The organism is Pseudarthrobacter sp. MDT3-1 (assembly GCF_054510755.1).
The window spans coordinates 1-20395 of record NZ_JBTNDX010000031.1 but is presented as its reverse complement, the minus strand read 5'-3'; the positions used below and the strand labels follow the sequence as shown (position 1 = coordinate 20395).

At 65.5% G+C, this 20395-nt stretch carries 23 protein-coding genes and 2 pseudogenes; 11 read left to right on the top strand and 14 right to left on the bottom strand.

The window, feature by feature from the left end:
* Window positions 1-9: 9 nt before the first annotated feature.
* The 4 genes from ACX80X_RS18420 to ACX80X_RS18405 all read right to left on the bottom strand — a co-directional run bounded on the left by ACX80X_RS18420 (window position 10) and on the right by ACX80X_RS18405 (window position 2118).
* Window positions 10-351: a DUF202 domain-containing protein gene (locus tag ACX80X_RS18420; protein ID WP_252609711.1), complete on the bottom strand. Its 342-nt coding sequence runs from the start codon at window positions 349-351 to the stop codon at window positions 10-12.
* A 4-nt stretch (window positions 352-355) separates the two neighbouring features.
* Window positions 356-706, bottom strand: coding sequence for a YidH family protein (locus ACX80X_RS18415; protein WP_256470998.1), 351 nt, complete (start codon window positions 704-706; stop codon window positions 356-358).
* Window positions 707-782: 76 nt separating this feature from the next.
* Entirely contained in the window at window positions 783-1676 is an 894-nt protein-coding gene (locus ACX80X_RS18410) for a hypothetical protein (protein WP_459312993.1), read from the bottom strand.
* A gap of 103 nt (window positions 1677-1779) precedes the next feature.
* Entirely contained in the window at window positions 1780-2118 is a 339-nt protein-coding gene (locus ACX80X_RS18405; protein ID WP_252600348.1) for a YnfA family protein, read from the bottom strand.
* 75 nt (window positions 2119-2193) lie between these two features.
* Between ACX80X_RS18405 and ACX80X_RS18400 the strand changes: the two genes are divergently transcribed.
* From ACX80X_RS18400 to ACX80X_RS18385, 4 genes are all read left to right on the top strand, one after another.
* Entirely contained in the window at window positions 2194-3228 is a 1035-nt protein-coding gene (locus ACX80X_RS18400; protein ID WP_252600264.1) for an LLM class flavin-dependent oxidoreductase, read from the top strand.
* Between the two features lie 102 nt (window positions 3229-3330).
* Window positions 3331-3534: a hypothetical protein gene (locus tag ACX80X_RS18395; protein ID WP_252609718.1), complete on the top strand. Its 204-nt coding sequence runs from the start codon at window positions 3331-3333 to the stop codon at window positions 3532-3534.
* Between the two features lie 211 nt (window positions 3535-3745).
* Window positions 3746-4843 carry a ferredoxin reductase gene (locus ACX80X_RS18390; RefSeq protein ID WP_252570462.1) on the top strand — a complete coding sequence of 366 codons (1098 nt, stop codon included), beginning with the start codon at window positions 3746-3748 and terminating at the stop codon, window positions 4841-4843.
* A gap of 13 nt (window positions 4844-4856) precedes the next feature.
* Entirely contained in the window at window positions 4857-6044 is a 1188-nt protein-coding gene (locus ACX80X_RS18385; RefSeq protein WP_252570460.1) for a fatty acid desaturase family protein, read from the top strand.
* 5 nt (window positions 6045-6049) lie between these two features.
* Here ACX80X_RS18385 and ACX80X_RS18380 read toward each other — a convergent pair whose 3' ends face one another.
* The 5 genes from ACX80X_RS18380 to ACX80X_RS18360 all read right to left on the bottom strand — a co-directional run bounded on the left by ACX80X_RS18380 (window position 6050) and on the right by ACX80X_RS18360 (window position 10477).
* Window positions 6050-6952, bottom strand: coding sequence for an alpha/beta fold hydrolase (locus ACX80X_RS18380; protein ID WP_459312990.1), 903 nt, complete (start codon window positions 6950-6952; stop codon window positions 6050-6052).
* A gap of 108 nt (window positions 6953-7060) precedes the next feature.
* Window positions 7061-7258 carry a hypothetical protein gene (locus ACX80X_RS18375; protein WP_058931260.1) on the bottom strand — a complete coding sequence of 66 codons (198 nt, stop codon included), beginning with the start codon at window positions 7256-7258 and terminating at the stop codon, window positions 7061-7063.
* Window positions 7259-7475: 217 nt separating this feature from the next.
* Window positions 7476-8933 carry a carbohydrate-binding domain-containing protein gene (locus tag ACX80X_RS18370; RefSeq protein ID WP_459312988.1) on the bottom strand — a complete coding sequence of 486 codons (1458 nt, stop codon included), beginning with the start codon at window positions 8931-8933 and terminating at the stop codon, window positions 7476-7478.
* 33 nt (window positions 8934-8966) lie between these two features.
* Window positions 8967-9755, bottom strand: a complete 789-nt coding sequence (locus ACX80X_RS18365) for a polyphosphate polymerase domain-containing protein (protein WP_459312986.1) — start codon at window positions 9753-9755, stop codon at window positions 8967-8969.
* Complete coding sequence (locus ACX80X_RS18360; RefSeq protein WP_252600267.1) at window positions 9752-10477, bottom strand: DUF4956 domain-containing protein; 726 nt, start codon at window positions 10475-10477, stop codon at window positions 9752-9754. The genes ACX80X_RS18365 and ACX80X_RS18360 overlap by 4 nt, the downstream gene beginning before the upstream one ends.
* A gap of 349 nt (window positions 10478-10826) precedes the next feature.
* On the opposite strand from ACX80X_RS18360, the gene ACX80X_RS18355 reads away from it, so the two are divergent.
* Window positions 10827-11408 (top strand): lytic transglycosylase domain-containing protein, encoded by a 582-nt coding sequence (locus ACX80X_RS18355; protein WP_459312984.1) that lies wholly within the window; start codon window positions 10827-10829, stop codon window positions 11406-11408.
* A 74-nt stretch (window positions 11409-11482) separates the two neighbouring features.
* On the opposite strand, the gene ACX80X_RS18350 is transcribed toward ACX80X_RS18355, so the two are convergent.
* The 5 genes and pseudogenes from ACX80X_RS18350 to ACX80X_RS18330 form a co-directional block, all read right to left on the bottom strand.
* A complete protein-coding gene (locus ACX80X_RS18350; protein ID WP_459312982.1) occupies window positions 11483-11737 on the bottom strand; it encodes a GtrA domain-containing protein in 255 nt (84 codons plus the stop codon).
* A gap of 493 nt (window positions 11738-12230) precedes the next feature.
* Window positions 12231-12548: pseudogene (locus ACX80X_RS18345) on the bottom strand (glycosyltransferase); the annotation flags it as partial.
* Window positions 12549-12556: 8 nt separating this feature from the next.
* Entirely contained in the window at window positions 12557-13537 is a 981-nt protein-coding gene (locus ACX80X_RS18340; protein ID WP_459312980.1) for a phosphodiester glycosidase family protein, read from the bottom strand.
* Complete coding sequence (locus ACX80X_RS18335) at window positions 13534-14031, bottom strand: response regulator transcription factor (RefSeq protein ID WP_459312978.1); 498 nt, start codon at window positions 14029-14031, stop codon at window positions 13534-13536. The genes ACX80X_RS18340 and ACX80X_RS18335 overlap by 4 nt, the downstream gene beginning before the upstream one ends.
* A 133-nt stretch (window positions 14032-14164) precedes the next feature.
* On the bottom strand, window positions 14165-14908 hold the full coding sequence (locus ACX80X_RS18330; protein WP_252600349.1) for an ANTAR domain-containing protein: 744 nt from the start codon (window positions 14906-14908) through the stop codon (window positions 14165-14167).
* 540 nt (window positions 14909-15448) lie between these two features.
* Between ACX80X_RS18330 and ACX80X_RS18325 the strand changes: the two genes are divergently transcribed.
* The 6 genes and pseudogenes from ACX80X_RS18325 to ACX80X_RS18300 all read left to right on the top strand — a co-directional run bounded on the left by ACX80X_RS18325 (window position 15449) and on the right by ACX80X_RS18300 (window position 20116).
* A complete protein-coding gene (locus ACX80X_RS18325; protein WP_459312976.1) occupies window positions 15449-15907 on the top strand; it encodes a hypothetical protein in 459 nt (152 codons plus the stop codon).
* A gap of 93 nt (window positions 15908-16000) precedes the next feature.
* Window positions 16001-16843 (top strand): hypothetical protein, encoded by an 843-nt coding sequence (locus ACX80X_RS18320; protein ID WP_252600273.1) that lies wholly within the window; start codon window positions 16001-16003, stop codon window positions 16841-16843.
* A 1-nt stretch (window position 16844) separates the two neighbouring features.
* Entirely contained in the window at window positions 16845-17357 is a 513-nt protein-coding gene (locus tag ACX80X_RS18315) for a hypothetical protein (protein WP_252600274.1), read from the top strand.
* Window positions 17354-18661 carry an Ig-like domain-containing protein gene (locus ACX80X_RS18310; RefSeq protein WP_252600275.1) on the top strand — a complete coding sequence of 436 codons (1308 nt, stop codon included), beginning with the start codon at window positions 17354-17356 and terminating at the stop codon, window positions 18659-18661. Before ACX80X_RS18315 ends, ACX80X_RS18310 begins: the two co-directional genes overlap by 4 nt.
* A gap of 144 nt (window positions 18662-18805) precedes the next feature.
* Window positions 18806-19396, top strand: a complete 591-nt coding sequence (locus tag ACX80X_RS18305) for an adenylate kinase (RefSeq protein WP_252600276.1) — start codon at window positions 18806-18808, stop codon at window positions 19394-19396.
* Window positions 19393-20116 (top strand): annotated as a pseudogene (locus tag ACX80X_RS18300) (NAD-dependent epimerase/dehydratase family protein). The gene ACX80X_RS18305 and the pseudogene ACX80X_RS18300 overlap by 4 nt, the downstream one beginning before the upstream one ends.
* The last annotated feature ends 279 nt before the right edge of the window (window positions 20117-20395 follow it).

Here is a 20395-nt window from a genome sequence, read left to right as displayed (position 1 = left end):
GCGGCTGAATCAGCCGGCCAGCACCACGCCGATGCCGAGCGCGCCCAGCGCAACACCCGCAAAGGCGGTCCAGAGCACCGCGGACGTATCGGCGTCGACCCTTTCGCGCGAAATTCCCCGCGCGCTGGCGCCGTACCGCCGGCGCTGAGTCAGGTAGATGGCCGCCGCTGCGGCCGCGGATACGGCGAAAAGCAGCAGGATGGGGAAGCCGTGGTGGGGCAGCCAGCGCAGGAAGATGGCGCTGACCGTCACCAGCGCCATCATGGTCCGGCCCCACGCCAGCGTGGTCCGCTCGGGCTGGAGCCCGGGATCCCCGTGCGGCCCGGGGTCCGGAAGCCTGGTGCGGACCACCTGGCTAACGCCAGAGGATAAAGACGAGGACGACGGCGGCAGCCAGCGCTCCTGCGCCGGCCAGCAGCGGCACAATGAGCGGCAGCGGGAGTGGAGTTTTGTTGCGCATGCTCCGTTCGACGCGGATCCAGCGCCCTGCGGCGCCGGCGCTCAGCAGCATGCCCAGGAGCAGGAGCAGTACCGCCAGGCTCTTTCGGACCGGTTCCAGGAACAGGTCCGAGGTGAAGGCCTCGATGGCGATGCCGCCGGCCAGAAGCGCCAGCGCCGTGCGGATCCAAGCGAGGAAGGTTCGTTCATTGGCCAGCGTAAAGCGCGGGTCCGGCTCGGTGCCGCCGGGCAGCAGCCGTTCGGCCATCTTTCCGCGCGACGGCGGCACGGGGTCGTTGGGCGGCGTCTGGTTGCTGGGCACGGGGCCAGTTTAGCCGTTGGCGTCAGCCGGTCCTGGACGAGATGGAAACCACGGCGCTGATGAAAACAGGAAGCGCGGCGGCACTGATCAGCACTATCGCCCCGGCGCCCACCCAAGCCGGCACTGTCCGGCGGGGCCGCGCGGATCTCAGCCAGGAAACCGGAATGACGCTCAGCCAGAGGAACAAGAGGAGGGTCCCAATGACGACGAGGACTGCGAACGGTGGAAACAAGATGGCACCAGCGAGCAACGGAACATAGAATTTAGCCGCTTCGGGGCCCCACAGCGGAAGGCGCTCACTCCACCAACCCGCCGCCGCAGCGACGACGGCGCCGTGAAGGAGGGCAAGTCCGGCATACAGTGCCACCGACAGCCAGCCGGGTCCAACGATGTTGAAATCGATGTTGTCCGCGCGCAGGGGATCCATCAAGGACCCTACCCACACGAGGAGGAGCAAACCGAACAGCGGTCCGGCGAGACGTCCGCGTGGAAGCCAGCGGCGCACGAGGGGGAACAGGATCGCGGCAAGGAAGCCGGCCGGCAGGCCACCGAAGAACAGCAGGGCCATGGTCCCCCCAACGCTGGGAATTCCCACGAATGCCTGGGCCTCCGTTAGCCGGCCCTGTGCGGAAGCGGGGGATGTGTCCGCCAAAATGCGCATGACCAGCCGCCCGCCGGGCCAGGCGGCAAGCAACGCCGAGACCAGTGCGGAAAAGGACACTACGTTGGCCCACCAGAAGAACCGGCGCAGCGCGCTCAGTTTCACGTCAGTCCGGAACTCTTGCCCGCCGGTGCCCGTGGAGGGGTGGCGTCGTGAGGCGGATGGCTCACGGATGCTGCGGCCTCCCCACAGCACCACCACCAGCAGGCCAAGGAGCAGAAAAAGGGCGGACCCCACCACAATTATTGTGGCCATCGCTGATCACCATCCACATCCAAAGGATGGATCAATTGTGCTCCCAACCGCGGGTACGGGCTACCTCCGCTGGGCGTTTCCGAACGCTGTCACGTCCCCAGGGTCAGCCCGCGTTTCGCGGGGCAAACATGATGACAGCCACGCCGACCAGGCAGATGACGGAGCCTGCGATGTCCCACCGGTCCGGCCGGAAACCGTCGAAGATCATTCCCCACGCCAGCGACCCGGCCACAAACACTCCGCCGTAAGCGGCAAGGATCCGGCCGAAATGGGCATCCGGCTGCAGGGTGGCCACAAAACCGTAGAGGCCCAGGGCAATCACACCCAGCCCTGCCCACCACCAGTCCTTGCCCTCGCGGACTGACTGCCACACGAGCCACGCGCCGCCGATCTCGGCAACGGCGGCCAGGACGAACAGCACAGTGGTTTTGGCGATCGCCACGGTTTCAGCAGGAATACTCACAGGCTCATCATGCCAGCCGGGAATGCGGCCGGCCGCGGGGAGGTTGGGCCATACATGCAACGCCTCGGATTCCTCTCTTTCGGCCACTGGGGCCCCGGCCAGGGCTCCCGCACCAGAACCGCCGGCGAGGCCCTGCGCCAGGGCATTGAGCTGGCCGTGGCGGCCGAGGAACTCGGAATCGACGGCGCCTTCTTCCGCGTGCACCACTTCGCCCGTCAGCAGGCCTCCCCCTTCCCTCTGCTGGCAGCCATCGCCGCCCGGACCAGCCGGATAGAGATCGGCACCGGCGTGATCGACATGCGGTACGAAAATCCGCTGTACCTGGCCGAGGAAGCCGCGGCCACGGATCTGATCAGCGGCGGCAGGCTGCAACTGGGCATCAGCCGTGGTTCACCCGAGCCCGCCCGGAACGGGGCCGCCGCCTTCGGCCACCAACCGGCCGAAGGGGAGACCGCCGCAGACATGGCCCGCCGGCACACAGCCCAGTTCCGGCACGCCATCAGCGGCGCCGGCGTGGCCGAGGCGGACCCGCGCTACGCCGGCGGAGCCATTGGCCTGTTGCCGGTCCAGCCGCAGTCGCCGGGCCTCACAGAGCGGATCTGGTGGGGCGCCGGAAGCCGCAACACCGCCGTGTGGGCCGCCGGCCTGGGCATGAACCTGATGAGCTCCACCCTGCTCACCGAGGACACCGGCGTCCCCTTCGACCAGCTGCAGGCGGAGCAAATCCAACTCTTCCGGGAGGCCTGGGCCGCGGCAGGACACAGCCACCAGCCACGGGTCTCTGTCAGCCGGAGCATCCTGCCAATCGTGGACGACGAGGACAGCAGATATTTTGCGGGCAGCGCGCTGCGGGACAGCCGGGATCAGGTGGGCGTCATCGACGGCTTTATGGCACGCTTTGGCAAGACCTATGCGGGCGCCCCGGATGTCCTTGCCGAACAGTTGGCGGCCGACGCCGCGGTCCAGGCCGCGGACACGCTGCTGGTGACAGTGCCCAACCAGCTGGGCGTTGACTTCAATGCCAAAATGCTGGGGAACATCGCCCAGCACATAGCGCCCGCCGTCGGCTGGACCCCGGCCCGTTCCTGATCCGGAGCCGATTCCGCTGGGTGATTCGCCCGGAAGGGAATATCCTGAGAAGGTGCGGGCCATTGAGGCCCGGTTATTCCTCACGGCCTAGAGAGGCTCACCATGTCCGAAAAACTACACCTGACACCGGAAGACGAGTTCCCGGATGATCTTTCCAGCATCCCGGACCGGGAGCTGCAGGTTCTGGACAGCCAGGTGCAGCGGCAACTGGACTATGAGTACGTGGCCGAGGGCGAACCGAACCCGGAGACGGAGTTCAGGCACCTGGACCTGGACGAGGAATTCGAAGACCGGGACAGCCGCTGACAACCGTCCCCCGCCATCGGTCCGGCCCATTCCCGTGACCTGCAGTGGAAATTAGTCAGCATCCTTACTAATATTGCTCAAGGAACCATCCATTAGCCACAGCCGTTAGGCTTGTAGCGGGCTTTGGGGGCTAAGCGCCCCATTATGACTGCGTGACTGCGGAACGGTCAGGAGAGAGAAATATGGCTCGCGCCGCTTTAGGTTTTACTGCATGATCCGGCTACGTCAGCTGGCACAGGCGGCTTCCGTACTGACCACACCATTGGCGCCGGAAGACATTCTGGCGCTCTTCAACCCTGTCTTCTCCGCGCGCCAGCTGCGAGGAGTGGTGACCCGTGTGGTCCAGGAAACGGCGCAGTCGGCCACCATCTTCTTCCGTCCCGGCCGCGGCTGGCATTCGCACCTGGCCGGCCAGTGGGCGCGCATCGGCGTTGAGCTGGACGGCGTCCGCCACTGGCGCTCCTACTCCCTGAGCGCCCCCGCAGGCAAGGACCCCGCCATCACCGTCACCGACGTCGGCGCTGTTTCAGGAACCCTGGTCCGGACCACCAAACCCGGTGACGTCCTGTTCCTGGCACCGCCGCAAGGCGACTTCGTCCTGCCCGAGCACCCCAGGCCGCTCCTGATGGTCACCGCGGGCAGCGGCATCACTCCGGTGATGTCCATGATCCGCACCCTTGTTCCCCGCCGCCCGGATGCCGACGTCGTCCTGGTGCACTCCGCCCGCACGCCCGGCGACAGCCTCTTCCGCGAGGAACTCGCCGAACTGGCTGACCAGTTCCCCAACTTCCGGCTGGCCCACTGGTACACCGGCGAACAGGGCCGGATGGACCTGACCAACACGGCCGAGCTCGATGAGATCTGCCCGGACTGGAAGGAACGGGCCGCTTACGCGTGCGGCCCGGACAGTTTCCTGGACGACGCCGAGGCCCTGTGGAAGCAGGCGTCCCTCACCGCCGGCGCGCCCGGGTCCGATGTTGCGCTCCCCGGCGATCCCGGCAACCTGATGATTGAACGGTTCAACACCACCTTCGCCGGGGGTGTAGGGCACGACGGCGGCCTGGTCACCTTTGAGGCGTCGGACCGGGAAGTTGACGCCGACGGCGATACTCCGCTGCTCGACGTCGGCGAAGACGCCGGGGTGCTGATGCCCAGCGGCTGCCGGATGGGAATCTGCCACAGTTGCCTGACTCCGCTCCTGGCCGGACAGGTGCGTGACCTTCGCACCAACGAGGTCCACGGCGAACCCGGCCAACTAATCCAAACGTGTGTCTCGGCAGCCGCCGGACCCGTCAACCTCGAACTCTGAGGAGCAATACCGCATGTCAGTAGTTTCAGAAAGCAAGAAAGTTTCCGAAGGCAAGACCGCCCCCACCGGAGCGGCAAAGACGCGACCCGGAGCGCTGGCCGAGTCCGGCAGCCCCTTGGTCCGCCCTCCTGCCGCAGCGCACCTTAGCGACGAACAGGTAGCTGAGCTGGGCCGCGAACTCGACGCGATCCGCGACGAAATCCTGGCCAAGCGCGGCGCCTCCGACGCCGCCTACATCCGACGCATGATCAAGATCCAGCGCGGGCTGGAGATCTCCGGCCGCGCGGCACTGCTGGTCAGCAAGAACAAGGCCGCCTGGGTCACCGGCACCACACTGCTGAGCCTGGCCAAAATCCTGGAAAACATGGAGCTCGGCCACAACATCCTGCACGGGCAGTGGGACTGGATGCGGGACCCCGACATCCACTCCACCACCTGGGAATGGGACTTCGTTACCCCGGCGCGCTCCTGGCAGCACAGCCACAATGACCTTCACCACCGCTGGACCAACGTGGTGGGCAAGGACAACGACGTCGGATACAACCTCCTGCGGATGGACGAGAGCCAGCCGTGGAAGCCTCATAACCTGGGCAACCCGCTGTACAACGCCATCCTGGCTCCTGTCTTCGAATGGGGTATCGCCATCTACGACCTCGAGCTTGCTGAGTACCAGGCAGGCAAGAAGTCCAAGGAAGCGCTGCACAAGGACCTCAAAGCACTGGGCCGCAAGGTGGTCACCCAGTTCACCAAGGACTACGCCGCTACTCCCGCAGTCGCCATGCTCACCGGTTCCGGCAAGCAGGCCCTCTACGGCACCCTGACCGCCAACGCCGTCCGCAACGTGTGGGCACACGCCGTGATCTTCTGCGGCCACTTCCCGGAAGGCGCGGACACCTTCACCGAGGAAATGGTGGAAGGCGAAACCCGCGGCGACTGGTACGTCCGCCAGATGATCGGCTCCGCCAACATCTCCGGTTCCAGGTTCATGCACCTGATGACCGGCAACCTGTCGCACCAGATCGAGCACCACCTCTTCCCGGACCTGCCTTCCAACCGGTACGCCGAGGTTGCTCCGCGGGTCCGCGAGATCTGCCAGCGCTACGGCCTGAAGTACACCACAGGTCCGCTGCTGAAGCAGGTGGGATCGTCCTGGGCGAAGGTCTTCAAGCTGGCGCTGCCGGGCAAGGCCGCCAGGGCTTGAGCTGACTAAGCCTTAAGAGTGGAAGGGCCAGGCGAAACGCCTGGCCCTTCCACTCTTTTTTGATACCCGGTCTGCTTCTTCAAGAAGGCGAGCAGGGCTTCGTTGACTTCCGCGGCGTGCGTCCACAGCAGCCCGTGCGGGGCGCCGTCGATCTCCACATACTCCGCCGACGGCAGGGCCTTCGCGAACCGGCGGCCGGTGACGTCGATGGGGAGGATGTTGTCCTCGGTGCCATGGACAATCAGCACGGGGACATCGATCCGGGGGATGTCGCCGCGGAAGTCGGTCAGCCAGGTGGGCTGCGCGGCGACTGATGCGGTGGCGCCGGCTCCTGCGGCGATTTTCCAGCTGGCGTCCAGGACTTCCTGGCTGAGCCGCGGCGTGCCCAGGAACGTGTCCGAGTTGTAGAAGTTCTTGAAGAATTCCGTGAAGAACGCGTACCGGTCCGCGGTGACGGCTTCGGTGAGCCCGTCAAAAACGTCCTGCGGTACGCCTTCCGGGTTGTCTTCCGTCTTCAGCAGGAACGGCTCCAAGGATCCGAGGAAGGCTGCGCGGGCCACCCGGACCGAGCCATACGTGCTCAAGTAACGGGCAACCTCGCCGGTACCCATGGAGAAGCCCACCAGCACGGCCTTGTTGACGTCCAGCGATTCCAGGAGGGCTTTGAGGTCGGCGGCGAACGTGTCGTAGTCGTAGCCGCTGGTGGTCTTGCTGGACTTGCCGAAGCCGCGGCGGTCGTAGGTGATCACGCGGTAGCCGGCCTCCAGGAGGGCGGTGGTCTGCTTTTCCCAGGAGGATCCGTCCAGCGGGTAGCCGTGGATCAGGACAACGGGCTGGCCGCTCCCGTGGTCTTCGTAGTAGAGCTCGATATCGGTGCTGTTCTCGGTTCCAACGGTGACGAATGCCATCTCGGAGGTCCTTTCGAAGCTTCGGGATCAGTTTCGGGCGCAAGCAAAAGCCAGCGCCCGGCATTCCCTACTCTAGGGACCGCCCGCCGGGGCACCAAGAATGTGGCGCTACTGGGTGGGTTGGGGCAGCTCGCAGTTGATCTGCGGGTTGACCCCCAGGTAGTTCAAGGGCCCGGCGACGATGGTCACGGCCACCGTTCCCGCCGCGGCGCAGGACCCTGGAGCCCCGCCGAAATAGCCGCGCTGCCAGGCGGCGATTCCTCCGATGATCAGCCAGATGACAATCAGTGCTCCGAGAAACTTCATGGTGTCCTCCCACGGCGTGGCCTGTGCGTTCAAGTATGCGCCGATAACCGGAAAGCTCACAGGACCCAAAAAACGCGGCCCCCTCCCCACCCCCGGACGCTCTCTCACCTAACGCCACTTAATTCGCAACGCTCGCTCACTTTCTTGAAAAAAGTGAGAGAGCGTTGGTCAAAAACCTGCGTTAAGTGAGAGAGCGTCTGAATGGGGTGGGGGGCGGTTAGTGGCGGGCGCCGAAGCCGCCTCCGCCGCCCAGGCCCTCGGATGCGGTGTACCCGCCGGCCGTCACGGTGCCCACCTGATCGGCGCCGTCCAGGGAACCTTCGCCCACCCCGGCGCTGACCGTGGCCGTGCCGCCTGTGTAGACGGTGTACGTCTCGCCCTCAGTGATCGCGGCGGAGGAGAACACCAAGGACGCAGTGGTTTTGGTGGTCACGAACGCACTGACCACGTTGCCCGCGGAATCGGCGATCTGCACTACGGTGCCCGCCGGAACGGCCGAGCCGAGCGTGACCTGCACGCCGGACTGCGTCGAGGAAGTGCCCGGGGTGACCACCATGCCCACGCTGCCGGCCGCCGCCACGGTGCCGCCGGTGACGGTCAGCTCGCCGTTGACGTCCAGCGCCCCGTTGCCGGAGTTGGTGGGGCCGTTGACCACCACGGTGCCGCCGGAGATGCTGGCGTTGCCGTTGGAGTCCAGGCCGTCGCCCTGCGCGTTGATGGTCAGCGAGCCGCCGGTGATGTCCACCGTGTAGTCGCCTACGGCCATCTCGCCGCCGCCCCCGCCCATCCCGCCTCCGGAGGCGGCAGAGGTGGAGGCCCCGCCCGAGGCGTTCACGCCGTCGTCTACCGCGCTGACGTTCAGGGTGCCGCCGTTGATGAGGACCCAGCCGCGGCCTTCGTCCTCCTCGTTGTCCGACTTGAAGCCGTGGTCGCCGGCGGTGACCTGGTAGGCGCCGTCGAGCAGGACTGCGTAGTCCTTGCCCGCGATTCCGTCGTCGGTGGCGTTCACGGTGACGTTGCCGGAGGCCAGCACCAGGCCGTCCTTGGAGGAGATGCCGTCGTTGAAGTTGCCGTCAACGCCCAGCGAGCCGGTGCCGGCGATGGTCAGATCCGCCTGCGAGTAGAGCGCAGCGTTCGGGGCGTCCTCGGCGGTGTCCGCATACGTGGAGGTGTCGCTCAGCGAGTTGGACGTGCCGCCCTCCAGGAAGACGATGGCCTCGTTGGCGCTCTGCACCACAAACGGCGAGCCGGTGGAGCTGGAGATCTCGGCGCCGTCCAGGATGATGCGCACCACGTCTTCCTCGCCGGCGGCCACCACCACCTGGCCGTCGGACAGCGATCCGCTCAGGCGGTAGGTGCCGGCCGCGCTGATGGTTACGGTGTCGCCGTCGACCATTACAGCGTCCGACGACGTTCCGGAGGCGACGCTGCTGGCGCCGTCCGCCAGGGTCACGGCTACTTCGGCGGCCGCATCCCAGGTGAGGTCGTCGGCGTCGTAGTGGGTGTCGGCGGCGAGGGTGTCCAGGGAAACCGCGGCCTGTGCGGTGCCGGACGTCGTGGACGATTTGGAGGTGCTGGTGCCGGTGCCGGCAGCGGTGCCGGCGGCGGAGCAGCCGGCCAGCCCAATGGCGAGGGCGAGGGCGGTGACGGACAATGCGGTGCGGAAGCGGTTCATGGTGTGTTCCTTCGAAAAAATGGGGGAGGCGGGTCAGGCGGCGGGGCGGAGGCTCATGGTGCGGCGGAGCGTTCGGTTCCAGCGGTTGGCCGGGAGGTCCGGGCAGAGCGCCGCCATCCCGGTGGCGAACTTGGAGATCCTGGAGGGCCGGACCCCGTGGGCCCAGAGATGCCGGTCCAGCGGGCTGGGCGCCGAGCCGGACTTGGTCTCCAGGATCACGGCGCCGTCCAGCACCCAGGCCTGCTCGCCAGGCCGGTGCCAGGTGACGTTGGTATCGATGGTGGCCCGGCTGCCGGATTCCGGCAGGTAGAGCGTGGTGCGGTGGTAGCGGGTTTCGAGGACCGGTCCGAGGGGTCCGGCGGGCGCTCCGCCCACCGCGGCGGCGAGGGTTTCGTGGACGTAGTCCAGGCCTTCCGCCGTCAGCCGGGCGCGGTCCGTGAGCTCGTAGGGGATGCGTTCCTTGACGGTGGCTTCGCGGGCGCCTTCGGTTTTGACCTCCAGGAAGCTGATGGCGCTGTCCACATACGTCCTGGTGCGGACCTTGTACCGGCGCCGCCGGCCGTGGGCGGCAAGGAGGTAGCTGTCCAGCTGCGCGGTATCGAAGTACACGGAGTCATAGGCGAAGCAGCGGGAGCCGTCCATCTCCAGGACCCGGACCTCGGCGTCGAACGTGGCCAGGAGCTGCTGCGCCAGCGCCTCGGGGACCACGTACTTGCGGTCCACCCGGGTCTGCAGCGCGGCTTCGGCGTTCAGTTCGTCCAGCCCCACGGCCGGCAGTCCGCTGAGGCTGCTGACGACGCCGGCGCCTGCGGGGGCGCTCATGCCGCACCTGCCGAGGCGTGGACGGGGTCGGCAGCATGGACGGGAGCGTGGACGGGAGTGGACGACGTCGGCGCTGTTTCCTCTGTCGGGAGCATCACCGGAGGTGCCGGTACTGCGTGCCGGGGTGCCGCCGTCGTGATGGCTGAGATGGTGGCGTGAATTGCCGGCTGGACGATGCGGGGGTTGTAGGCGTAGCGGACGTCCACGATGGTCTTGTCGTTGACCAGGTCAAGTTCCTGGACAGTGGCGGAGTGGACCTTGCCCTGCAGGACTTCCTCGAGCCGTGCGTACAGTTCGCCGTCCTCCGCCAGTGCCCGGTCCAGGATGACTGTCTGGTGCCGGTGGGCGGGCAGGACTCGGGGGTGGTCGCCGACGAACATCACCAGCAGGATCAGGCCCATCAGCGAGGCGGTGAGCCAGATGGGCTCGATGCCGAGGCCCGCGATCAGGCCGAGCGCCAGGGCCGAGAAGTAGTAGGCCACTTCGTGCTGGGCCAGCTCGGTGGAGCGGAGCCGGATGATGGACAGGACGCCGAAGAGGCCAAGTCCCAGGCCAAGCCCGGCCGCGGAGCCGGACAGTGCAGTGGCCACGGCCAGGACGCCCACGTTCATGCCCAGGTACGAGACCACCAGGTCGCGGCGGCGGTGGCGGCGGAGGTAGAGGACGAACGTGAGGATGCTGATAGCCGCGAGATCTGCGGCGATGAAAATGAGGGAAGTCATCGGGATTCTCCGGAATCTGTTGGTGGGCTGTTCTCTACGATCCCGGGCGATACTGTGCGGGTGCTGTGACGGAACCTAGGTCCGAATATGAGTGCCGGCTGGGCGCTCCACTGCTGTTTTCCGGGCGTCATGCAGCCGCCGTTCCTCCTGGCGGATTTCGATCGATAGGATCAAACCCGTGCTCCAACTCAAACGCCTTGCGGTTTTCTGTGTGTTCGCGATTTGCGTAATCACCGCAGTGTCGTTCTGGGCGCTCGGGCAGTCCGGCGCGCCCGCCCGCGGGGCTCTTCCTCCTCCGCCACGGTCGGAGGCGAAATTCGACACGTCCTCCACCGGCCTTACAACTGCCGTGAATATCACTCGGAACGCGGACGCTGAGTGGCTCATCCTGGCTGCCGCACAAACCGGCATACCCGCCCGCGCGCTTCGGGCCTACGTGGGTGCGGCCAGCGCGGCCAATCATTCCGCTCCGACGTGTGGGATCGGCTGGAATACGGTGGCGGCGATCGGCTTCATCGAATCCGCCCACGGAGCTTACGGCGGCGGAAGACTGACTCCCGCGGGGCAGGCGAGTGGACCAATTGTCGGCCCGAGCCTGGACGGCAACGGATTTGCAGCCATCGCTGATACAGACGACGGCGTCCTAGATGGCGACGCTCGCTGGGACCGCGCCGTTGGACCCATGCAGTTCATCCCCTCCACCTGGGAGCTTGCGGGACTTGACGGGAACGGCGATGGAAATGCGGATCCCTTCAACATCGACGACGCCGCCCCCAGCGCGGCCGGTTACTTATGCGCCCATGGCCGCGACCTCACCGCCGCGAACGGCTGGACTGAGGCCATCTACTCCTACAACCAGTCCGATTCCTACGTGGACCAGGTGCGCCACCAGGCCACTTCCTATGCCGAGAAGACGGGCACCACCGGCTAAGGCAACGCGGCTGCTGCCCTCTCGCGCGCAGTACCTCGACTACCGGCGCAACGTCCCAGGGTGGTGGCCGCGGCTCAGGTCCAGAGCCTGATCCTCAGCCTCCCGTGCGGTGCCCCTGGCCGTGCGCCGGGAAAGAGAAAGCGCTGCTGCACCACGTAACTGACGGCCAGGAGTGCGATTTCAGCCAGGATCTTCGCCGGAAGTGCCGCCACGGAGAGCGAGTCCTGGGCAGAGATGAGGCCGTAGTTGGCGGCCAGGAGAACAAGAACCAGGCTGAAATAGCGCAGGCCGGCAGCGGCCGCGGGCCTGTCCCGGCCGTGCTGGAACACCACCCCGCGGTTGACCAGGAAGTTCACCGTCGAGCTCACGGCCCGGGCCCCCCACCACGGCCAGCAGTAGGGAGTCGGTCACCAGAGTCAGGAGCAGGAACATCACGGTGTCCACGAGAAACGCGGTGAAGGAGGACGCCAGGAACTTCAGCAGCGGCGCATAGATGCGGACCGAGTCCGCCACCGGCCGGAAATGGGACCCCGAATTGTGGTCCAGATAGACCGTGGCGATGTCCACGGTGGTGATCACATAGCCGGACTGTTTGGCTTCCAGCAGGAGGTTCAGTTCGTATTCATAGCGCTCACCACGGACGGACCGCAGCCACGGGAGCATAGCAGCCGGGTAGCCGCAGAGGCCTGTCTGGGTGTCGGGAATGCACTCGCCGGTGGCCAGCCTGAACAGCAGCCGGGTGGCGCTGTTGCCGAATTTGCTGCGGGCCGGGACGTTGCCGGTGAAGTTCCGGGTCCCCAGCACCATGGCGGGAGAGCCGGGCTGCACCGCTGCCGCAACCCGAAGAATGTCCACGATGGTGTGCTGGCCGTCGCTGTCAGCACACACCACGTTCCGGTCCGGGAGGTGGTCGGCGATGAACCCGAACCCGGTCTTCAGCGCGAAGCCCTTTCCCCGGTTGCGGGAATACCCGATGACGTGGCACCCGAGTGCCTTGACGCCGTCGAACACGGCCTTGTACTCCGGCCCGCTGCCGTCATCAACCACCACCACGGTGGCCCACGGCTCGGCGTCGCGGATGGAACGGATCAGGGCCGGTAGCTGCTGGTCCGGCTCGTAGGCCGGGATCAGGATGATCATGGCGGGCCCTACCGCGCGATGTAGAGGATGTCGGAGGTGCCGCGTTCCTTGTTTTCGCCCAGCGGGTTGTTGACCAGTTCGCCGTTGAAGTACATGGTGGACGAGCCGCCGCCGTCGAGGTTGTACGCGGTGGTGGCGCCAAGGCCCTGCATGATTTCCGCCAGCCCGGTCATGGTGACGCCGGAGCTGTAACCGGGGCTGCGGCCGTCCACCACCACAAACACCAGGTGGTTCTCGTCGGTGATGCCGACGGCGGTGCGTGGCTGTTCGCCCTGGATGGAGTGGTTGCCGAAGTTGGTGTCCACCTCCACGTCCTCGACGCCCCCGGCCACTTCGCCGTTGTCCAGCAGGCACGGTCCGAAGGAGAGGGTGTTCCAGACGCCGTCGGCCAGCAGCTGCTCGGCGGTGGTGGCCGTTTCGTCGTAGACCCTGACGGTGCCGTCGCGGTAGAAGGCCAGGCCCCGGCGGGCGCCGTCGTCGCGGAACACCACGCCGTTGCGGATCACGATGCCGGTGTCGCGGAAGCCGTAGTAGTCGCCGTTGATGGCGAAGACCGCGTTGTTGGCCTCGGCGATGGCGGACGTGGTTTCGGTGATGTTCTCGCCGAAGCTGTTGTTGGCGAAGGCTGACTGGAGGGTGGTGGCATCGTCAAGCACGACGTTGGCAACGTAGTAGGTGACGGTGCTGTCGCCGCTGCCGGTGGTCACCGTGGAGATGCTGATGTTCGAGCTGTCCGACACGTAGGACGTGTCCGTGGTGACGGCGGTGGCGCTGGAATCAGTGGTGGTGGCCGCCGTCGTGCTTTGGCTGGTTCCCGCTTGGCTGGCCTGGTACGCGGAGACGTCCGAGATTTCCACGTGCTGGACCACAAAACGGTCCAGCGCCCAGGCCGTGGCACCGCCTGCCGAAAGCGTCAGGGCCACGGCCCCGGCGACGACGGCGCGCCGGACGCGGCTGCCCTTGCGTGGTTTGTTCTTGAGAGGAGTCATGCCTCATTTGTAGGCAGCCAAGCTAACGCTTCGATTTGCCGGTGCTGGGCTGGGAGTAGCGGAGGCGGGCGGCTTACGGCTGCCGTTGTGGCGTCGGCTTCTGGCGTCGGCTTCTGGCGGGCGGGGGCATCCGCCGGGCAGAGCTGCAGTGCGAGCTCCTGCAGTTCCTTGGGGTGGAACGGCTTGGTCAGGTAGGCCGCAGCGCCGGAGGCCATTCCGGCCAGGATGTCGTCCTCCTCGGACCTGGCCGTGAGGAACAGCAGGGGAGCGGTGCTCAAGGCGCGGATTGCCCGGGCAACGATGTGTCCGTCCATGTCCGGCAGGCCGAGGTCCAGGGTGATCAGCGCAACCGATGGTTCAGCGGCCGCCGCAATTCCTTCGGCGCCGTTGGCCACCGAACGCACGGAAAAGCCTGCGCGGGTCAGGACCACCGTGATGAGACCGCGGATGTCGTCGTTGTCCTCGATGACAAGACAGATGCGTTTTGTTTCCATGAAAGCCCCTCAGCCAGCTTTGCCACCAGTGTACGGGGCCGGTGGGGTGGAAACGTCACAATGACATATTCTGCAAACCGCCCGCCGGTCGTCTTAGCCGTCACATCGCTGGCCGCCGGCGGTGGGGCCGGGTTCAGCCGTCGTAGTGGGTCCGGGCCGGCCCCTGGCCCAGCGCACTCACCACGGCCGCGGCGACGATATGCAGCTTGGAATTACGGGTGCTGGACGCCGCTTTGAGGAGCTCGAACGCGTCCTGCTGGCTGCACCGGTTCTGGGCCATGATAATGCCCACCGCCATGTCGATCACCGTGCGTGATTCGAGGGTGGCACGCAGATGCGCCGCAGTCTCGCTGTAATGCGCGAAACGCACCGCAAGCCGCAGGGCCAGGGAGGTCTGGCGGACGAAATCCTCCGCAGCTTTCAGGACGCGGCGTTCGAAGCGGGAGGTCCGGTGGGAGTAGAGGAGCAGGGTGGCTTTGGTTTCCCCCTCCAGCCGAAACGGGATGGCCAGGACTGACCGGATGCCTTGGTCCAGGACGGCTTCGCAGTATTCGGGCCAGCGCGCTTCGTCTTTCACGTCAGGAACATGGACCGTCACCTGTTCCAGCGAGGCAGCCATGCCCGGGCTTTGCTCGGACTGACATTCAATCTGGCTGACAGCGCGGGCAGCGGCGCCGCTGCTGGCAATGGTGGCCGCCTTGCGCTGACGCAGGAGAGTGATGCCGCACAGCACTTCGTCGCCGGGTTCGGAAAGGGTGCGGGCCGACACCCGGGCAAGCTCATCCAGGAACTCCTCCACGTCGGAGCTGTTGAGGAGTTCTTCGTGGAGGTGGTCGGTGATTGATGTAGCTGTTTTTGCTGTTGACTCGCTGGCCACGGTTCTTAGTGCCATTCGCTCAGGTCAAACGAACCGGTAACCCTCCGCATAACCCTGCCGTAGTGGCAAAAGGGTGGCGACGGTCGCTGGATCGACGAACTGTCCAACGGCCTGCTGCTAAACCGATATCCAGAAGTATATACAGGCCAGAGCTTGGGAAGCTCCACAAGGCGGCCAGGCCGGGGAGGACTCAAGTACTACTTGCTTACCGTGCTGGTGGCACCGCCGGAGGATCCGGCAGTGAGGCCTCTGGGCTTGAAACTACATGGAATGCGGCGGGTTCCCGAGCGCCCGCACGAAGAGTCCTTGCGCATCGGACACCTCACGCCTCGTCGACCAAAACTGAGTACCCTGCCCCTCATCCAAGAGATCGTGGCCGAGGAGGTCTGCAAAAGTCCAGTACTGCTACGCGTTGTTGGGACCAATGAGGCCGGGAAGTATGGGCGTCATCGATCAGCCGGAAGCAAGGTCCCTTAGTGGTTCCCGATGGCTGTGCGTCTCAGCATCTGTCTTTACCCCCAGCCCAAAGGAGTCTCTCTCATGCGCAAAATGACCAAGAAGAACAAGATCCTGGCAGCAGCCGGTGCCCTGGCACTGGTAGCCGGCGGCGGCGGGGCCGCCTACGCCTACTGGACCACCACCGGCGACGGCTCAGGATACGCTGCCAACTCGGCAGGCGGCGGCACGGTGACCCTGCACGCTGCGTTCGACCGCGGACTGACGCCCGGAGACTTCCGCACGGTGACGTACACGGCGGACAACGCCGACCCGAAAACCAGCACCAGGGTGGGGGAGTTGACCGCTACCGTGACCACGGACAAAGAAGGCTGCCTTGCCGTCTGGTTCCCCGTCACCGCCGTAACTGACGACGCGCTCGTGGCAGCCCACTCGTCGGGGACCACAGTGGGCACCGGACGGCTGGACTTCACTGATCTTCCCGATACCGACCAGGAGGCCTGCAAGGGCGCCATCGTCACCATCACCGTTGGCAGCCTCTAACAATAGTCTTCGCCGGCGGGGAGGAGCAGAACCTCTCCGCCGGCGAATTCCACCTCCTCCCACTCAATTAAGAACAGGCCAGAAGGGCTGAACGTGCAGAATGATTCTGGGTACTTCCGCACAGTCATGCGAAGAACCACCACCGTAGCGAAGGTGCTGCTGGTGGGTCTTGTAGTGATGCTCGTTTCTGCGGGCACTATCTTCGCGGCCAGCCAGGGCGGGAGCCAGGGCAACAACACAAAGGGCGTCACCATCCAGGTGAATCCCTCCAGCCGGACGGTTGACCGGGGCGACCCGGTCAACTATTCGGTGTCCCTGACCTCCACCAACGGATTCAGCGGCAGCGTCACCCCCACTGTTTCGGGCCTGCCGGCCAGTACGACGGCGGCCTTCGCACCGGCGTCGGTGACGCTCGCGTCGGGCAAAACGGCTACCGTGACGCTGACGGTGGCGACGTCGGCCACCACTCCGGACGGCAAAGCGGACCTGACCATCGCCACCGCGGCCGGCGCCAGCCAAGCCGCCGGCGTCGTGGTCCAGCTGTACGTCCAGTCGTCCAAAAAAACCTTCAGTATTTCCGGAAACCTCGGTGAGCCGCTCACGCCGGGCGCCAAGATTGCGCTGAATCTTTCCTTCTCCAACCCCAACAACAAGAGCCTGGCACTGTCCAGCCTGTCGGTGACCATTGCCGGGATCACCCGGACCCGGGCTGCCGTTGCGGCGGGGCTCCCCTGTACAACGGCGGACTACGCGGTGACCAACTACAGCGGGGCCTATCCGCTCACGGTTCCTGTGGGGTCCAAATCGCTCCAGGAGCTCAACCAGGATTCGGCACAGTGGCCCCAAATCGCCATGCTGGACACGGCGCTGAACCAGGACGGCTGCAAGGGCGCAACCCTCCAGCTCTCCTACTCCGGAGCAGGAGAGGGGAACTGACATGACACGCACAACGAAAACCACCTCCCGACGGCTGGCTGCCAAGACTGCAGCAGCAACCGTCACCCTCTGCCTCGCCACGGGCGTGGGCGGAGCGTACGCCTACTGGGCCACGGTGGGTGCCGGATCCGGCGCCGCCACCAACGGCACCATGGCAACCGTCACCGTAGAGGCCCTCGTGGCGGGCGACAGCCCGCAGAACACCCTTGCCCCGGGCGGCACCGCCGATGTTGCCGTCCGGGCGCACAACCCCAACGGTTATGCCGTGCGGGTCTACGCCATCCGCGGCGATGGGGCCGCGACGGCGGTCGGCGACCCCACCGGCTGCCCCGCCACTGGCACCGGAGTGACGTTCGTTGATCCTGCGGCCCCGCTGGCCCCCACAGTGAGTATTCCGGCGAACTCGTCCGTGCTCATCACCCTGCAGGGCGCCGCCGCCATGTCCACGGCGTCGTTGTCAGGCTGCCAGGGCGCCACGTTCAGTCTGCCCGTCACTTTGGAGGCACGGAAATGAGCCGACTCATCCCTCCCAGGCGGCCGGTGGTTGAGCCTGTCGAAACCAGGCCACGACTGCTCCGCCCGAATCGCCAGGCCCGCATTGCCGGCGTTACGGCTGTAGCCCTCGTCATTTCCTGGGGCGCCCCGGCGGCCAACGCCTATTGGCAGACGCTGAGCAGCACCTCTGTCGGAGCTAAGGCTGACTCTCTCCAGGAATTGGCTGCGCCCACAGCATCCGCCTCGGCGGGTGCCGCGTCCGTTGGTTGGTTGACTCGCTCGACGACGGCGGGCCGGGCTGTCTCCGGTTACACCGTTGCGCGCTACTCGGCGGCGACCGGCGCCAAGGTTGCCGCCGGCGGAACCTGCGCGGGAACAGTTACCACGCCCATCACCACGCTGAGCTGCAGCGAAGCTGCCTTGCCTGCCGGAACCTGGTATTACACGGTTACACCTGTGCTCGGCTCATGGGCGGGGCCGGAGTCTGCCCGCAGTGTGGGAGTCTTCGTTGCTGATACGACGAAGCCGGACGCACCCTTGATCAGCGCTCCGGCAATAGTAAATAATGCCAACGTGACTGAGGTTCCGGTCAGCGTTACGGCTGAGCCGGGTTCATCGGTAACGGTCACTATTACTGATGCTCTGCCTGTTGCTACACGGCAGACGGTCTCGTACGTGCTGACGGCGGATGGCTCCAGTCAGACGACGAGCGTCAATCTCTCGACGCTGACGGACGGAATCGTTACTTACACGGCAGTTGCCACTGATGCCGCAGGCAACGTCAGTGACCCAAGAACGGCAACGTCTACCAAGGACTTGATTCCGACAGCGAAGGTCAGTCTGAGCAACGGCCCGGATGCGAACAAGAACAAGGTTGGCATCGCCGATCCAGGAGACAAACTAGTCCTCACCTACTCTGAGACGATGAACGCGTCGTCGATCTGTAGTGCATGGCAAAACAATTCGGCGAGCTACACGATCAACGGCAACGATGTAGTCAGCATTCAAATCAGCGCTGCGAAGGTTCTTACAGTGACTGCGGCCGGATGTTCACCTCTGCGCATTGGGAGCGTGTCCTTGGACGGCGTGTACACCGCCACTGCACCTCTTGTTTTCGGCGGTAGCGGCAGCAATGTTTCATCGATTGCATGGAACGGAGCAGAGAAAACGCTGACTCTGACGTTGGGGAAGCTGACAAGCGGAAGTCAGGCGACGCTCGCGGCCGCAGAGGGCCAGCCAATGGTGGCACCACCAACCGGCGTTACCGACCTGACCGGAAACCAAGCTGTAGGCGCTGTGCCGCTGGCCAAATCCCGCTTCTAGACCCCCCAATCCAGCGCCAGCCTCCGGCTCCCTTCCCGGAGGCTGGTGTTGTGCTGCGACTTGTGGGCAGAATGAAGCACAAGTTGGCGCTGCCGACAGTGGACCCGAGACCAGCCGGCAAGGATGCCGTGGAGGGACAGGAACATGACCAGACTGCTCATCATCGGGCCGCCGGGCTCAGGGAAAGGAACCCAAGCGGTGCATATCGCCAAGCACTTCAGCATTCCGAACGTATCCACGGGCGAAATCTTCCGGATCAACGTCAGCCACGAGACGCCGCTGGGCGTAGAGGCCGCCAAGTATCTCGACGACGGCGCTTTTGTCCCGGACCATCTCACCAACGCCCTGGTCAAGGACCGGCTCCTCGACGCCGATCTGCAGCCCGGTTTCCTGCTGGACGGATACCCCAGGACAGCTCCCCAGATCATGGAACTGGACAACATACTGGCGTCCCAGGGCCACCGCCTCGACGCCGTGGTGGAACTCCGCGCACCGGATTCCGAACTGGAGCAACGGATGCTGCGGCGGGCCAAGGAACAAGGCCGGAAGGACGACACCATCGAAGTGTTCCGGCACCGGCTTGACCTCTACCACCGCGAAACCCACGAGGTCGTGGCGGTCTACGCCGGCCGGGGCATGGTTGTTTCGGTGGATGGCAGCGGGGACCCAAGTGCCATCACTACAAGTGCCATTGCCGCCGTCGAAAAGTTCCTGGCCGCCCGGGTGTCCCCATGAGAATTGCAGTGACCGGCGGCAGCGGAAAACTGGGACGGCATGTGGTCCGCAGGCTGACCGACGACGGCCACCAGGTGCTGAACCTGGACCGGGCGGGGGAGCGGCACCGCGGGTTGGCAATCGTGGACCTGCGCAACTATGGCCAGGTCCTTGACGTGTTCCTGGGTCTCGACGACCGGCATGACGGCTTCGACGCAATCGTCCATCTGGGAGCCATTCCGGCGCCTGGCATCATCNGATGAGGAATACCCGGCCCGGCCGGAGAGCACGTACTCACTCGTGAAGCACCTCGAGGAGCAGATGGCGATCCAGCTGACGCGCTGGGATCCGGAGCTGAGCATTGCGGGCCTGCGGTTCTCCAACGTCATGGATCCTGAGGACTACGAACGGTTCCCGTCGTTCGATTCGGACGCCTGTGCGCGGAAGTGGAACCTCTGGGGCTACATCGACGGGCGCGACGGCGCGCAGGCTGTGGCGCGTGCGCTGGAAAACGGCCAGCCCGGGTTCCAGGCATTCATCATCGCGAACGCGGACACTGTCATGACGCGTTCCAGCGCCAGCCTCGCCGCGGAGGTGTTCCCCAACGTCACCGTCACCAAGGAACTGGGCGAACACGAGACCATGCTGTCGATCGACAAGGCCCGGCGCCTGTTGGGCTACGAGCCTGAACACACGTGGCGGACCTACCACTCCAACAGGACCACGCCCACGGAAGACTGAATCGCGGAAGACTGAACCCGAAAACAGGCCGCTTTGGAGGGTGGTCCCTCAAGAATTCCGCAGGCACCGAAGGGTTGGCGCAGGATCGGCTCAATTCGCCGCATCGGTGCGTGGCGGGCTCCTAATCTGGTGATAGGCGGGGATTTGTTGCCGCCAGCATCAGTCCAGACCGCCACGCTAGTGTAGCGTGTCGTTGATTACTTTGGGTCTGATTGTTTGTCAGACTTGATTCATGGTTTATCTGGCAAGGGCATTGGAATTGCGCGACGGGGACCGAGG

Bases quoted from the DNA above. Each gene is read 5' to 3' on its own strand.
- ACX80X_RS18375 (WP_058931260.1), bottom strand. From the start codon at position 7,258: ATGAAGTTTCTCGGAGCACTGATTGTCATCTGGCTGATCATCGGAGGA.
- ACX80X_RS18310 (WP_252600275.1), top strand. From the start codon at position 17,354: ATGAGCCGACTCATCCCTCCCAGGCGGCCGGTGGTTGAGCCTGTCGAA.
- ACX80X_RS18395 (WP_252609718.1), top strand. From the start codon at position 3,331: ATGTCCGAAAAACTACACCTGACACCGGAAGACGAGTTCCCGGATGAT.
- ACX80X_RS18380 (WP_459312990.1), bottom strand. From the start codon at position 6,952: ATGGCATTCGTCACCGTTGGAACCGAGAACAGCACCGATATCGAGCTC.
- ACX80X_RS18360 (WP_252600267.1), bottom strand. From the start codon at position 10,477: ATGACTTCCCTCATTTTCATCGCCGCAGATCTCGCGGCTATCAGCATC.
- ACX80X_RS18325 (WP_459312976.1), top strand. From the start codon at position 15,449: ATGCGCAAAATGACCAAGAAGAACAAGATCCTGGCAGCAGCCGGTGCC.
- ACX80X_RS18335 (WP_459312978.1), bottom strand. From the start codon at position 14,031: ATGGAAACAAAACGCATCTGTCTTGTCATCGAGGACAACGACGACATC.
- ACX80X_RS18400 (WP_252600264.1), top strand. From the start codon at position 2,194: ATGCAACGCCTCGGATTCCTCTCTTTCGGCCACTGGGGCCCCGGCCAG.
- ACX80X_RS18365 (WP_459312986.1), bottom strand. From the start codon at position 9,755: ATGAGCGCCCCCGCAGGCGCCGGCGTCGTCAGCAGCCTCAGCGGACTG.
- ACX80X_RS18370 (WP_459312988.1), bottom strand. From the start codon at position 8,933: ATGAACCGCTTCCGCACCGCATTGTCCGTCACCGCCCTCGCCCTCGCC.
- ACX80X_RS18390 (WP_252570462.1), top strand. From the start codon at position 3,746: ATGATCCGGCTACGTCAGCTGGCACAGGCGGCTTCCGTACTGACCACA.
- ACX80X_RS18315 (WP_252600274.1), top strand. From the start codon at position 16,845: ATGACACGCACAACGAAAACCACCTCCCGACGGCTGGCTGCCAAGACT.
- ACX80X_RS18340 (WP_459312980.1), bottom strand. From the start codon at position 13,537: ATGACTCCTCTCAAGAACAAACCACGCAAGGGCAGCCGCGTCCGGCGC.
- ACX80X_RS18385 (WP_252570460.1), top strand. From the start codon at position 4,857: ATGTCAGTAGTTTCAGAAAGCAAGAAAGTTTCCGAAGGCAAGACCGCC.
- ACX80X_RS18415 (WP_256470998.1), bottom strand. From the start codon at position 706: ATGGCCGAACGGCTGCTGCCCGGCGGCACCGAGCCGGACCCGCGCTTT.
- ACX80X_RS18305 (WP_252600276.1), top strand. From the start codon at position 18,806: ATGACCAGACTGCTCATCATCGGGCCGCCGGGCTCAGGGAAAGGAACC.
- ACX80X_RS18410 (WP_459312993.1), bottom strand. From the start codon at position 1,676: ATGGCCACAATAATTGTGGTGGGGTCCGCCCTTTTTCTGCTCCTTGGC.